This is a genomic window from Arthrobacter sp. 9MFCol3.1, assembly GCF_000620385.1.
In the GTDB taxonomy this organism is placed as follows: Bacteria; Actinomycetota; Actinomycetes; order Actinomycetales; family Micrococcaceae; genus Arthrobacter.
Genome location: NZ_JIBJ01000024.1, coordinates 1 through 13247, shown reverse-complemented (window position 1 = coordinate 13247; position 13247 = coordinate 1). Strand labels below are relative to the sequence as shown.

Genomic DNA, 13247 nt, shown 5'->3' with positions numbered 1-13247 from the left:
CGGTGCCGGCAATCAGGAAGTCGCGGTTGCGCCACAGGGGCCGCACGCCGGTTGCGGGGGCCGGCAATTTATGAAGTGTCTGTTTCATAAACAGGAACGTAGCCCGGCGGCAAAACAAATGTCAAGCATTTCTTTCATAGTTTGGCGGGGCTGGATACACTGGAGGAGTGAACGCAGAAACCCCGACGGCGGAGTCAACGGCTCCGCCGGCTACCAAGCGCCGGCACCGTCCGGAGAAGCAAGTGGAAATCACTGACCCGAAGGCGATCCGTGCCCTGGCCCACGCCGCCCGGCTGGAGGTCATTTCCGAGCTGTATTCCACCCAGGTGAGCCGGACGGCCACCGAGCTTGCCGCGCAGACCGGACTGACTCCCAGCGCCATGAGCTACCACCTGCGGGCGCTGCAGAAGTGGGGCATCGTGGTTCCCGCGGCCACCGCAGGGGATGCCCGGGAGCGGCGCTGGCAGGCCGCCGGTACAGATTTCACCATCCACTCGCTGGGGGGAGTGGCCAGTCCCGAACTCGCCGTCCTGGACCTGGAGCTCGACGCCTACCGCCGCCGGGTCCGTGCCTACGCCACGGCCCGCAACGCCCGGCGCGAGAGCGGCGACACCGCCGACGGCCCGTCCTCGGTGGTACTGGCCAGCAACCTGCTGTACCTGACGCCGGAGCAGCGGGCCGAGCTGACGCGGCGGATCTTCGACCTGCTGCGGGACTACGAACTCGAGGATCCGGACCACGTGCCCGAGGGTGCCGAGCGCATGGCCACGATGTGGTCGATGATTCCGGACGACCGCGGACCGGCTGCAAAAGCCGCCCCCGGCAAGCCCGCTGCCGGCAAGCCCGCCGCCGGCAAGGGCTGAGGCCGGCGCCGGGAAGGCCTGGACCGGTCGCGGGCGCGGCGCGGGACTGCATCCGGGGCGCCCCCAGGGGCCGCCCGCGACCCGGCCTTTTTGCGGCCGGAAGCCGCGTCCGCCGGGCCGTCATTTCCGGCCGGATGCGCGGGATTCTGCAAAATATGGTGAACTAGGCGGGTATGGGCGCATCTGCCCGAGCCACCTTTTTCTGTAGGAGCACCGTGCCAAGCAAGGCCAAAACCGGCAAGAAACTCGTGATTGTGGAGTCTCCCGCCAAGAGCAAGACCATCGCCAAGTACCTCGGCGAAGGCTTCATAGTGGAGGCCTCCATCGGTCACATCCGCGACCTCCCGCAGCCCTCGGAGCTCCCCGCGGAACTGAAGAAGACCCCGCTGGGCAAGTTCGCCGTCGACATCGACAACGACTTCAAGCCCTACTACGTGGTGTCCTCGGACAAGAAGAAGAAGGTCGCCGAGCTCAAAGCCCAGCTCAAAGACGCCGACGCTCTCTATCTCGCAACCGATGGGGACCGCGAGGGCGAGGCCATCGCGTGGCACCTCCTGGAAGTGCTCAAGCCCAAGGTTCCGGTCTACCGGATGACCTTCGGCGAAATCACCAAGGAAGCCATCCACCGCGCCATGGACAACCTGCGCGATGTCGACCAGGACCTGGTGGACGCCCAGGAGACCCGCCGCGTCCTGGACCGACTCTACGGCTATGAGATCTCCCCCGTGCTCTGGCGCAAGGTGGCCCGCGGCCTCTCCGCCGGCCGCGTGCAGTCCGTCGTCACCCGCATGGTGGTGGACCGCGAACGCGAGCGGATGGCCTTCAAGGCCGCCTCCTACTGGGACCTCACCGGCCAGTTCGGTGCCGGTTCCGGCTCCTTCAAAGCCAAACTCGCCGCCGTCGACGGCGCCAAGGTCGCCAGCGGCCGGGACTTCAACGACAACGGCGAGCTCACCTCCCGCAACGCCGTGCACCTCAACGAGGAACTCGCCGCCTCGCTCGCGGCGGGGCTGCAGGACGCCGACTTCCGCGTCCGCTCCGTCGACACCAAGCCCTACACCCGCCGCCCGGCCGCGCCGTTCACCACCTCCACGCTGCAGCAGGAGGCCGGCCGCAAGCTGCGCTTCTCCTCGAAGAGCACGATGCAGGTGGCGCAGCGGCTCTACGAAAACGGCTACATCACCTATATGCGTACGGACTCGTCCGCGCTGAGCAACGAGGCCGTCACGGCCGCCCGGCGCCAGGCCTCCGAGCTGTACGGCCCCGAGTACGTGCCGCAGTCGCCGCGGGTCTACAGCGGCAAGGCAGCGAACGCGCAGGAAGCCCACGAGGCCATCCGTCCCGCCGGTGACTCCTTCCGCACCCCGGCCCAGGTGGCCCAGCAGCTCTCCGGCGACGAATTCCGCCTCTACGAGCTCATCTGGAAGCGCACGGTCGCCTCGCAGATGGCTGACGCCAAGGGCTCCACCGCCACGATCCGCCTCGGCGCCGTCACCGTGGGTGACCCGGCCGACCGCCGCGACGCCGAGTTCTCGGCCTCGGGCACCGTCATCACCTTCCCCGGCTTCCTCGCCGCCTACGAAGAAGGCAAGGACGAAAGCCGCGGGGACGACGAGTCCGAGGAAGCACGCAGGCTGCCCAACGTGGCCAAGGACGACGCGCTCACGGCCACCGACATTGTCGCCGTCGGCCACGAGACCTCGCCGCCGCCGCGCTACACCGAAGCCTCACTGACCGCGGAGCTGGAAAAGAAGGGCATCGGCCGCCCGTCGACCTACGCCTCCACCATCTCCACGATCCAGGACCGCGGCTACGTCCGGAAGCAGGGCTCTGCGTTGGTCCCGAGCTGGATCGCGTTCTCCGTGATCCGGCTTCTGGAGCAGCACTTCCACGACTACGTGGACTACGAGTTCACGGCCGACATGGAAGCGGACCTGGACAAGATCGCCAACGGCCAGGCGGCCGGACCGGCGTGGCTCAAGCACTTCTACTTCGGTGAGGACTCCGAGCCCGGCCTGCTGAGCATCGTGAACAACCTCGGCGAGATCGATGCCCGCGAGATCAACTCCATCCCCATCACGGACGCGATCACGCTCCGGGTGGGCAAGTTCGGCCCGTACCTGGAAAGCTCCACCGCGACGGTGGATCCCGAGACCGGCGAAGTGGTTGAGGCGGCCCGCGCCAACGTCCCGGAGGACCTGGCCCCGGATGAGCTCACGGCCGCCAAGGCCATCGAACTCATGGAGACCGCTGCCCCGGAGGAGCGTGTCCTCGGCGCGGACCCGCACACCGGGCACACGATCGTGGCCAAGAACGGCCGCTACGGCGCCTACGTGACCGAGATCATCCCGGAGATGACCGAGGAACAGCTGGCCAACCAGCCCGTTGAGTACTACAAGAACGGCAAGCCCAAGCCGCCGAAGAAGCCCGTCAAGGCCAAACCGCGCACCGGGTCCCTGTTCGCGTCCATGAGCGTGGACACCATCACGCTGGACGAGGCGCTGCAGCTCATGAGCCTGCCCCGCGTGCTCGGCCAGGACGCCGACGGCAACCCGATCACGGTGCAGAACGGCCGGTTCGGCCCGTACCTGAAGAAGGGCACGGACTCCCGCTCCATCGGCTCCGAAGAGGAGATCTTCACGATCACGCTCGAGGCGGCGCTGGAGATCTACTCGCAGCCCAAGCAGCGCGGCGCCCGTGCCGCCGTGCCGCCGCTGGCCGAATTCGGGCCGGACCCGGTCTCGGAGAAGAACATCGTGGTGAAGGAAGGCCGGTTCGGCCCGTACATCACCGACGGCATCACCAACATCACGGTGCCGCGCACCACCTCGATCGAGGAGCTGACCCGGGAACGCGCCGTCGAACTCCTCGCCGAAAAGCGGGCCAAGGGCCCGGTCAAGCGCACGACGACGGCCCGCAAGGCACCCGCCCGGAAGGCCCCGGCCAAGAAGTAGGCCAGCGCGCCGAAATCGCCGGAAACCTGCCGATTCGCCGGAAATTACCGGCGAAACCGCAGGTTTCCGGCGATTTCGCGTTTGCGGACCGGCCGTGGACGTGATCGAGTAGGAATATGACTGAACAGCCCGCACACCTGGACAACCAGCCGCTGAACGAACTCGAGGAGCAGCTCGCCCGGGGGGAGCAGCCGGACGCCAACCCGGTGGACGTGATCCTGGCCTTCCTCAACAACGAGGTCTATGTGGTCAGCTCCGACGCCCTGGAGGGCCCCGACTCGCAGGTGGAGCCGCTGGTCCTCGCCAACTCCTCCGGCAAGCCCGTCCTGGCCGTCTTCTCGCATCCGAGCCGCGTCACCGAGCAGTATCTCGCCGCCGCCCCGAACGTGCTGGGCACGCAGGGCGCCGCGATCATCGGCAACCTCGGCGAGGAACTTGGCATGGTGATCAACCCCGGAGCCGCCTACGGCTTTGAAATCGACCCGGAGGGCGTGGCCAACATCCGCCGCGACTTCAAGCCAACGGACGAGCCCGCTGACGGCACTGCCGACCAGCCCGCGGCCCAGCCCACCGGCGGCGCCGCTGATCGCCCCGCGCAGGACAGCGACCCGGCCTAAGCCCGTGATCGGCCCAAGCTGCGACGGCGGTATTCTTCGCGAATACCGCCGTCGCAGCTAGGCCGGCCGGTCCGTGGGGGGAATAATGGCAGCATGCGTCTAGGCGTCCTCGACATCGGGTCCAACACTGTCCATCTCCTGCTGGTCGACGCCCATCCCGGCGCCCGTCCGGTCCCCTACGCCTCGCACAAGCGGCGGCTGTCGCTCGTGCAGTACCTCGATGACGACGGCAACATCGACGACGAGGGGCAGCATGAACTTGTCGAGTTTGTCCTCGAGGCGTGGGAATTCGCGGCCAAGCACAAAGCCGACGACCTGCTCGCGTTCTGCACCTCGGCCATCCGCGAGGCCACCAACGGCGCTGACGTCCTGGCCCGCGTCAAGCATGAAACCACCGTCACCCTCCGGGAGCTCACGGGCAGCGAAGAGGCATCCATGACGTTCTTCGCCGTCCGGCGCTGGTACGGCTGGGGCGCCGGGCCCATCCTGAACCTGGATATCGGCGGCGGCTCCTTCGAGATGGCCCTCGGACAGGACGAGCTGCCCGAGCTGGCGATGTCCGTTCCGCTCGGCGCCAGCCGGCTGACGCGCGACTGGCTGCCCGAGAACCCGCCCTCGGCCAAGAGCATCAAAGAGCTGCGCCGCTACATCCGCTCCACGCTCAAACCCGCGGTGCGCAAATTCGAGAAGCTGGGCCCGCCCAACCTTGTCGCGGGCACGTCCAAAACATTCCGGTCCCTCGCCAGGATTGCCGGGGCGGCTCCCAGCGGCGCCGGGCCCTACGTCAAGAGGGAGCTGCTGGCCCTCGATCTGGGGCTCTGGGCGCAGCGGATCTCAGCCATGGAGATAGAGGACAGGCTCCATTTGCCCGGGGTCTCCGAGGCCCGCGCGCCGCAGGTCCTCGCCGGCGCCCTCGTCGCGGAGGTGGCCCTGGAGATGTTCAAATTCGACAGCATGGTGACCTGCCCGTGGGCCCTGCGTGAGGGACTCATCCTCCGCCGCCTGGACCAGCTGGTGTTTGAGGGGCCGGTCGAGCCCGCACCGCATGTGGCAGAGCAGCCGCCGGCGCGGCTCCAGTCGCCGGCAAAGGCTTCCTGAGACCACTCCGGTGAGCCACGGTGTCCAGAGTGTGTCGATCCGGAGCGTCCTCGATCGTGTAATTGCTGAGAGGCCGGCACACCGCCGGCTGATCCGACAAGGAGGCACCCGAAATGACGCAGTACCTGCTCAGCATTTACCAGCCGGACGGCCCTGCCCCGGACCCTGAGTTCCTCGAACCCATCATGCGTGACCTGGCGGCCCTGAACCATGAAATGCAGGCGGCGGGGGCCTGGGTGTTCGCCGCGGGGCTCCACCCGGCAGAGTCCGCGACGGTCCTGCGGCCGGACGGTGGCGAGATCCTGGTGACCGACGGGCCGTTCACCGAAGGCAAGGAGCACCTCGGCGGATTCACCGTGATCGAGGCCGAGGACCTGGACGCGGCCCTTGGCTGGGCGCGGAAGCTGGCCGGCGCCACCACACTTCCCGTTGAAGTCCGCCCGTTCCAGCATTAGCGGCCGGGCCGGGGTGCCGCTGTGGGTGACCGTCATGCAAATGAAGCAGCGACCGAGGCGGACATTGCGCGGGTTTTCCGGCACGAATACGGCCGCGCCGTAGCCGTTCTGACGCGGACGTTCGGGAACATCGATATTGCCGAGGACGCCGTCCAGGATGCCTTTGCCGCGGCGGTCCAGCACTGGCCCTCGGCCGGCATCCCGCCCAGCCCGGCCGGCTGGATCATCACGACGGCACGGCACCGGGCGATCGACCGGCTGCGGAGGGAAGCCTCACGCGAGGACAAACACGCGCAGGCGGCTTTGCTCGCGGCGGCGCGGTCCGGGACCGGACCCGCGCCGGCCGCCGAAGAGCAGTTCCTGGCGGAACAGTCAGGGGTCGGAGACGTGGACGACGACACTTTGCGGCTGATTTTCACGTGCTGCCATCCCGCCCTGGCCGGGTCCGCCCGGGTGGCGCTGACTCTGCGGCTTCTGGGTGGGTTGACGACGGCGGAAATCGCCAGGGCCTTCCTGGTCCCGGAGGCGACCATGGCACAGCGGCTGGTCCGGGCGAAAGCGAAAATCCGGGACGCCAAGGTCCCGTACCGGGTCCCGCAGGGCGCCGAACTGCCCGAACGGCTCCAAGCCGTGCTGGCGGTGGTCTACCTGATCTTCAACGAGGGCTACACCGCAGGCCCCGCCGACGGCCCGGAACGCACGGAGCTCTGCACGGAAGCCATCCGGCTCGGCAGGCTGTTGGCGTCTCTGATGCCGGACGAGCCGGAAGCGGCGGGACTGCTGGCGCTGATGCTGCTCATCGAGTCCCGCCGTGCCGCGCGATTCACACCAGACGGGGGACTGGTGCTGCTCGCGGCCCAGGACCGGGGGCGCTGGGACTCCGCCCTGGCCGCCGAAGGCCGTGAGCTGGTGCGCCGGTGCCTGCGCCGGAACCGGCCCGGACCGTATCAGCTGCAGGCGGCGATCAACGCCGTCCACAGCGACGCCGCGACCGCCGGGGACACCGACTGGGCGCAGATTCTGCAGCTGTATGACCAGCTCCTGGCCGTCGCGCCGGGGCCTGTCGTGGCGCTGAACCGCGCCGTGGCCCTGGCAGAACTGCACGGGCCCGCTGCCGCGCTGGCGGCGGTCGAGGGCCTGGGACTGGACAACTACTACCTCTTCCACGCCGTCCGCGCCGACTTCCTGGTGCGCCTGCGCCGCTATCCGGAGGCCGCCGAAGGCTACAGGCGGGCCCTGGCGCTTGCCGGCAGCGCCGCGGAACGCCGGTTCCTGGAAGGCAAGCTCCGCAGCCCGGCGCTCGGCGGGGACGGAGACGGCTAGGAACCGGGGGCCGGACCGCGCCCCGGTGCGGGCCCGTTCACGCCGGTTAAACGAGTAGGGCCGGGCGATCCGGAGCAGGACTTGGGGGAACTCTGCTGCGAATCGCCCGGCGCACCGCCGGCTCGGGGGGAACCGGCTATCATCACTCGCACCTGTTGAGGCACTTTCCAAGGTAACGGCCGATCTTGGGCGCACAGCGAGATTTCCCTGTACGTTTGCTGGCAATCCGACGGCGTCCCCCGGGGTTGCGGCCAGCTCCGCCACGGGTCCAAACGGCAAGCGCGGCTTAAACGGCAAAGGCACCGGCGGTCCGCTGCGGGAAAATGGGAAAACCCGCTGCAACCACCGGTGCCGCGCAGGCATCCGCATGCCTGCTGCATCACTCGCACCCTCAATGAGGTAGTTACAACGTTAGGTTCCAAAGTTGTGCGCTGACTGCGCTGAAGGTGGGAGCTGGCTGGGAATCACGTCAGACTGCAATGATGGGGACATGAGCAACCGAATCGCATTCCTGGGCTGTGGGTCAATGAACGAGGCAATCATGGGCGGGCTGATCGACGGCGGCGTCGACCCGGGCGACATCGTCGCGACCGTCCGTCGGGCCGAGCGCGCGGCCGAGCTGGCCCAGCGCCACCACGGGATCACGGCCATCGCGGGCGAAGAAGAGCCCGACAACAACAAACAGGCCGCCACCGGCTCCGGCGTCGTGATCCTCGGCGTCAAACCCGTGGGGATCGCGGACCTGGCCCGGGAAATCAGCGGCTCCCTGGCTCCGGACACGATCGTCATCAGCGTTGCCGCCGCCGTGTCCCTGGAACAGCTCGAGGCGGCGCTGCCGGCCGGCCAGCCCGTCATCCGCACAATGCCGAACACGCCGGCGAAGCTGGGCCGCGGCGTCGTCTCCGTCTCGCCCGGGACCAACTGCTCCGCCGGGCAGCTCCAGCGCGCCAAGGACATCCTCGCGGCCGCCGGCACGGTCGTGGAGGTCCCGGAAGACCAGGTGGACGCCCTCTCCGCGATCAGCGGATCGGGCCCGGCCTACGCCTTCTACCTGGCGGAGGCCATGGCCGAGGCCGGGGCGCAACTGGGCCTGGACCCGGAGCTGTCCCTGTTGCTGGCCCGCGAGACCGTCGCCGGGGCGGGCTTCATGCTGGCCGAGCCCGGCGCGGATCCCGCCGCGCTGCGCAAGGCGGTCACGAGCCCGAACGGCACCACGGAACGGGCCATCGCGACGTTTGACGAGCGCGGGCTGCCGGCCATCATCGCCGACGGCGCCCGCGCGGCGGCCGAGCGCGCAGCCGAAATCACCCGCCAGCTCGCCTGAGCCGGCCCGGGCGGCCCAGGGGGCTGCTGCAGGTTCCGGAGCTGCCGCGGGCTCCAGTTCCCGCGGCCGGCTCCGGCTGCGGGCTAGGGGCGGGCAGCGAACCGTTCGAGCAGGTCCACGTGCCCCGAAACAATGAGCATGTCCCGCGAGGAAACCTTGGTTTCCGGCCGCGCGTAGGTGAAGTCCTCGCCCGGGGACTTCACGCCCACAATGGTGACGCCGTATTTGGACCGGACCTTGGACTCATCGAGGGTGAAGCCCACGGTCTCGCGCGGCGGGTACATCTTGACGATCGCGAAGTCGTCGTCAAACTCAATGAAGTCCAGCATGCGCCCGGAGACCAGGTGCGCGGCACGGACGCCGGCGTCCGCCTCCGGGTAGATGACGTGGTTGGCGCCGATCCGGGTGAGGATCTTGCCGTGCGAGGGCGTGATCGCCTTGACCCAGAGGTGTTCGATCCCGAGGTCCACGAGGTTTACCGTGATCAGCACCGAGGATTCGATCGAGGTGCCGACGCCCACGACGGCGGAACTGAATTCCTGGGCGCCGAGCTGGCGGAGGGCATCGATGTTGGTGGCGTCGGCTTCCACCACATGCGTCAGGACGCTCGCCCACTTCTGGACGAGGTTGCGGTCGCGTTCTATGGCAAGGACCTCCCGGCCCTGCTTGACCAGCTGCTCTGCGGTGGACGCACCAAAACGGCCCAGCCCGATCACCAGCACCGGGGCGTTGTGGGCGGGGCGGTTGACGGCGCCTGAGGAACTAGCCAATGATCGGTCTCTCTTCCGGGTAGTGGTACAGCTGGCTGCGTTGGCGCAGGGCCAGGCCGGCCGCAAGGGTGACCGTCCCGACGCGCCCGGCAAACATGAGCAAAGCGAGGACGTAAACCCCCGACGGCGGCAACTCTGCACTGAGGTTGGTGCTGAGGCCCACGGTGGCGAAGGCGGAGATGGTTTCAAACAGGACCCGGTCCAGGGAGGCATGGCTGATGTGCAGGAGCAGGAGGGCCGAGACCGAGACAAGGGTGGCACCGGCAACGATCACCGAGATGGCCACGCGCATCGTGCCCTCGGGGATGGTGCGGCCGTAGATTTTCACGTCTGCGTCGCCGCGGGCCTCGGCGGCGATCGCCAGGAACATCACGGCGATGGTGGTGACCTTGATGCCGCCGGCCGTGGATGCGGAACCGCCGCCGGCGAACATGAGGGCATCGGAGAGCAACATGGTGGTGGACTCCATGTGGTTCTGGTCCACCAGGTTGAAGCCGCCGGAGCGCAACATGACTGAGGCAAACAGCGCATGCGTGATCTTGTCGCCGAGGTCCATGTCCCCGATGGTGCGCAGGTTGTCCCACTCCAGGAAGCCCCAGAGGACCGTGCCGGCGGCCAGGAGAATGAAGGAGACCTGGATGGTCAGCTTGGTGTGGAGGTTCCACTTCTTCCACCGCAGCCCGTTCTGGTGCAGCACCATGACCACCGGGAAGCCCAGGCTGCCCAGGAATACCCCGAGCATCAGCGGGACGAGGATCCAGAGATCCGTTTCGTACGGCACGATTCCGTCCGAATGCGGCGTGAATCCCGCGTTGTTGAACGACGAAATGGCGTAGAAGATCCCGTGCCAGATGGCCTGCGGGAAGCTCTCCCCGAGGATCAGGAAGCGGGGGATAAGAGTCAGCGCCAGGGCGGCCTCGATCACCACGGAGGTCACGATCACGATCCGGAGCAGCGTACCGACTTCGCCGAGCCGGCCGGCATTCATGGCCTCCTGGGCGATCAGCTTGCCGCGGACACCGAGTCTCTTGCTGACCATGAGCGCCAGCAGCGACGCGAGGGTCAACGTACCCAGGCCGCCCACGAAAATGCCGACCAGGATCACGAGCTGGCCGAAGAAGGACCAGTGCACAGCCGTGGAGACCACGGTCAGGCCCGTGACGCAGACAGCGGACGCCGCGGTGAAGAACGCCTGATGCAGCGGTGTGACTTGTCCGGTCGCGGAAGCCAGGGGCAGCGAGAGTAAGGCGGTGAAAACCAGAATCACGACGCCGAACGCCGAGAGAGCCAGGCGGGCAGGCGAGCTGTTGGCGATGCCGTCAATGAAGTCGCGCAGGCGTGTGAAAATCCACAGGCCTTCCCGCTCCGGCATGCCTGGCTGCCAGTTGGCCGGGCTCGTGGACCTCGACTGGCTTTGCGTCATGTTTTTCCTCGGTTGAAACTTCTTCCCCAAGTAGTAAACCACTAAACACCGCGTAATGGCCGGGGATCCAACGTGCACGCGCGGGAAGCCGGGGACCGCTCGGGTAGCCTGTGATTGATGACATTCCTGCCCGGACTCGCTCAGACCGCGCTGCCAACGACGGTGGTGTGGGCCCCAGCCATGACTGCCTACAACTTTGGCCACTCCCACCCCATGGCGCCGGAACGCATGGAGCTCACAGCGAAGCTGGCCGGAAGCCTTGGACTGCTGGATCTGGACCACGTCACGGTAGCGGCTCCCGACGTCGCCACCGACGCGGAGCTGTGCGCAGTCCACAGCACGGAGTTTGTGGCCGCCGTGCGGCGCGTGAGCGAAAACCCGGACACCCCCGACCATGCCAGGGGCCTCGGAACCGAGGATGACCCCGCCTTTGCCGGCATGCACGAAGCCAGTGCCCGGCTGGCCGGCGGCTCCCTGCTGGCGGCCGCAGCTGTCCTGGACGGAAGCGCGGTGCGGGCCGTGAACTTCGGCGGCGGGATGCACCACGCCTCCCGGGACCGCGCGAGCGGTTTTTGCATCTACAACGACGCCGCACTGGCCGTCCAGCGGCTGATCGACGGCGGCGTCCGGCGGGTGGCCTACGTCGACATCGACGCCCACCACGGCGACGGCACGCAAAGCATCTTCTGGGACGATCCGCGCGTCCTGACAATTTCGCTGCACGAATCCGGGCTGACACTCTTCCCGGGCACCGGGTTTGCCAACGAGATCGGCGGACCGAACGCACAGGGCAGCGCCGTGAACGTCGCCCTCCCGGCCGGCACCGTTGACGCCGGGTGGCTGAGGGCCTTCCACGCCGTCGTGCCCCAGCTCATTGGTGCGTTCGAACCGGAAGTGATCGTCAGCCAGCACGGCTGCGACTCGCACCGGCTCGACCCGCTGACCCACCTGAACATCAGTGTGGACGGCCAGCGCGAGGCCGCCACAGCGATCGGCCACCTCGCCGCCCGCTACTGCGAGAACCGGTGGATTTCGACCGGAGGCGGCGGCTACAACGTCGTCAGCGTGGTGCCGCGGGCGTGGAGCCACCTTATAGCCATCGCCGCCGGCCGCCCGGTGCCGCTGCGCACCCCGGTTCCGGAGGACTGGCGCAACTACGTCAAAGACAAGTACGGCGCCAAGTTCGGCGTGGAGCCCCCCGAGACGATGGGCGACGACGTGGACCTCTGGTGGCGGTCCTGGGAAGTGGGTTTCGACCCCAACGACGAGGTGGACCGAACCATCATGGCCACCCGCAAGGAAGTGTTTCCGCTGCACGGGCTGGACCCCTGGTTCGACTAAATCCCGACCGGGCCCAAGGCCCGGCACCAAGGCACCAATTCGTGGATGCCATCTGGCGTATATGTCGCTAGTGTGGAGGGCATGGTGACAGACGACGTATTTGCCGTCATTGCTGAGGCAACCAGGCGTGACATTCTGACAGCCCTCCGCAAGGGGGACAAAGCGGTGGGGGAACTGGTCCAGGAGCTTGAAGCAAGCCAGCCCACTATTTCCAAGCATCTTAAAGTCCTCCGCGAAGCGGACCTGGTGAGCATGCGCGCCCAGGGCCAGAAGCGGTACTACACGCTCAATCCCAAGCCGCTCGCCGGGGTTGCCAGCTGGCTGCAGGCCTTCGACGTCGGCCCCGCCGTGACGGCGGACGCGGCCGCAGCCCTCCACCCCGAAACCGGCCCCACAGCCGTCCCGGATGGCCTGGCCGCCGCCGCTGTTGCGCAACCGGCCGTCCCGCAACCGGTCGCCGCGCAACCCGCCGCTGCACTGGCGGGCCGTCCGGCCGGCAGCCCGCTGAGCCCCGCCGTCGTCATTCCGGTGGGAACGGCAGGGGAGGACAAGATGCCCCAGCAGATCGGGCGGACCGTGGGCCGGGCGGCCACCAGGGCCGCGGATCTCCTGGCCAACCTGCCCAAGTTCGGCCGCAAGAAGTAACCTTTCACGCCGCTGCGTATGCCGCCGCGGGTATGCGCCGCGGCCGGCAGCTCTGCCGCACTGCGGACCAGGCGGACCTTGCGGGCGCCTAGTGCGCTTGGTGCGCTAGGGGCGGAGGATCCTTACGTGCTCGGGGGTGAGGTCCGTGATCCGGCTGACGCCGAGCAGGGCCATGGTGCGTTCCATGTCCTTCTCCAGGATGTGGAGGGCGCGGTCGACGCCGGCGCGTCCGCCGGCCATGAGCCCGTAGAGGTAGGCGCGGCCGATCAGGGTGAAGTCGGCGCCGAGGGCGAGGGCGGCGATGATGTCCGCGCCGCTCATGATGCCGGTGTCCAGGAGGATCGCGGCGTCGCTGTGGTCGGCCTTGAGGGCGGCGGAGACTTCGGGGAGCAGGTGGAAGGGGATCGGTGCGCGGTCCAGCTGGCGGCCGCCGT

General features: G+C 68.1%; 12 protein-coding genes. 9 read left to right on the top strand and 3 right to left on the bottom strand.

Annotation, left to right across the window (positions count from 1 at the left end; all coding sequences use genetic code 11):
- The first annotated feature begins 167 nt into the window (after nucleotides 1-167).
- From C560_RS0117100 to proC, 7 genes are all read left to right on the top strand, one after another.
- The gene (locus C560_RS0117100; protein WP_026539116.1) at nucleotides 168-863 is read left to right on the top strand and encodes an ArsR/SmtB family transcription factor; all 696 of its coding nucleotides are present in this window, start codon (nucleotides 168-170) and stop codon (nucleotides 861-863) included.
- Nucleotides 864-1078: 215 nt separating this feature from the next.
- Nucleotides 1079-3817: a type I DNA topoisomerase gene (gene topA / locus C560_RS0117095; protein WP_018775034.1), complete on the top strand. Its 2739-nt coding sequence runs from the start codon at nucleotides 1079-1081 to the stop codon at nucleotides 3815-3817.
- Nucleotides 3818-3933: 116 nt separating this feature from the next.
- The gene (locus C560_RS0117090) at nucleotides 3934-4434 is read left to right on the top strand and encodes an SseB family protein (protein ID WP_026539115.1); all 501 of its coding nucleotides are present in this window, start codon (nucleotides 3934-3936) and stop codon (nucleotides 4432-4434) included.
- Between the two features lie 93 nt (nucleotides 4435-4527).
- Nucleotides 4528-5532, top strand: a complete 1005-nt coding sequence (locus C560_RS22270) for a Ppx/GppA phosphatase family protein (protein ID WP_043423364.1) — start codon at nucleotides 4528-4530, stop codon at nucleotides 5530-5532.
- 113 nt (nucleotides 5533-5645) lie between these two features.
- Nucleotides 5646-5987, top strand: a complete 342-nt coding sequence (locus C560_RS0117080) for a YciI family protein (protein WP_018775037.1) — start codon at nucleotides 5646-5648, stop codon at nucleotides 5985-5987.
- 21 nt (nucleotides 5988-6008) lie between these two features.
- The gene (locus C560_RS0117075) at nucleotides 6009-7310 is read left to right on the top strand and encodes an RNA polymerase sigma factor (protein ID WP_026539114.1); all 1302 of its coding nucleotides are present in this window, start codon (nucleotides 6009-6011) and stop codon (nucleotides 7308-7310) included.
- 490 nt (nucleotides 7311-7800) lie between these two features.
- Nucleotides 7801-8634 (top strand): pyrroline-5-carboxylate reductase, encoded by an 834-nt coding sequence (gene proC, locus C560_RS0117070; protein ID WP_026539113.1) that lies wholly within the window; start codon nucleotides 7801-7803, stop codon nucleotides 8632-8634.
- An 83-nt stretch (nucleotides 8635-8717) separates the two neighbouring features.
- Here the strand turns inward: proC and C560_RS0117065 are convergent, their stop codons facing one another.
- Entirely contained in the window at nucleotides 8718-9356 is a 639-nt protein-coding gene (locus C560_RS0117065) for a potassium channel family protein (protein ID WP_026539112.1), read from the bottom strand.
- A 40-nt stretch (nucleotides 9357-9396) separates the two neighbouring features.
- The gene (locus C560_RS0117060) at nucleotides 9397-10827 is read right to left on the bottom strand and encodes a TrkH family potassium uptake protein (RefSeq protein WP_026539111.1); all 1431 of its coding nucleotides are present in this window, start codon (nucleotides 10825-10827) and stop codon (nucleotides 9397-9399) included.
- A 117-nt stretch (nucleotides 10828-10944) separates the two neighbouring features.
- On the opposite strand from C560_RS0117060, the gene C560_RS0117055 reads away from it, so the two are divergent.
- Nucleotides 10945-12168: an acetoin utilization protein AcuC gene (locus tag C560_RS0117055; RefSeq protein ID WP_026539110.1), complete on the top strand. Its 1224-nt coding sequence runs from the start codon at nucleotides 10945-10947 to the stop codon at nucleotides 12166-12168.
- Nucleotides 12169-12249: 81 nt separating this feature from the next.
- On the top strand, nucleotides 12250-12813 hold the full coding sequence (locus C560_RS0117050; RefSeq protein WP_026539109.1) for an ArsR/SmtB family transcription factor: 564 nt from the start codon (nucleotides 12250-12252) through the stop codon (nucleotides 12811-12813).
- 105 nt (nucleotides 12814-12918) lie between these two features.
- Here C560_RS0117050 and C560_RS22265 read toward each other — a convergent pair.
- Nucleotides 12919-13247, bottom strand: a 329-nt coding sequence (locus tag C560_RS22265; RefSeq protein ID WP_026539036.1) for an alpha-hydroxy-acid oxidizing protein, incomplete at its 5' end; no start/stop codon positions are given.

Excerpts from the sequence above, each read along its gene's own strand:
- C560_RS0117055 (WP_026539110.1), top strand. The coding sequence starts at position 10,945 with ATGACATTCCTGCCCGGACTCGCTCAGACCGCGCTGCCAACGACGGTG.
- C560_RS0117050 (WP_026539109.1), top strand. The coding sequence starts at position 12,250 with ATGGTGACAGACGACGTATTTGCCGTCATTGCTGAGGCAACCAGGCGT.
- C560_RS0117090 (WP_026539115.1), top strand. The coding sequence starts at position 3,934 with ATGACTGAACAGCCCGCACACCTGGACAACCAGCCGCTGAACGAACTC.
- C560_RS0117080 (WP_018775037.1), top strand. The coding sequence starts at position 5,646 with ATGACGCAGTACCTGCTCAGCATTTACCAGCCGGACGGCCCTGCCCCG.
- proC (WP_026539113.1), top strand. The coding sequence starts at position 7,801 with ATGAGCAACCGAATCGCATTCCTGGGCTGTGGGTCAATGAACGAGGCA.
- C560_RS0117060 (WP_026539111.1), bottom strand. The coding sequence starts at position 10,827 with ATGACGCAAAGCCAGTCGAGGTCCACGAGCCCGGCCAACTGGCAGCCA.
- C560_RS22270 (WP_043423364.1), top strand. The coding sequence starts at position 4,528 with ATGCGTCTAGGCGTCCTCGACATCGGGTCCAACACTGTCCATCTCCTG.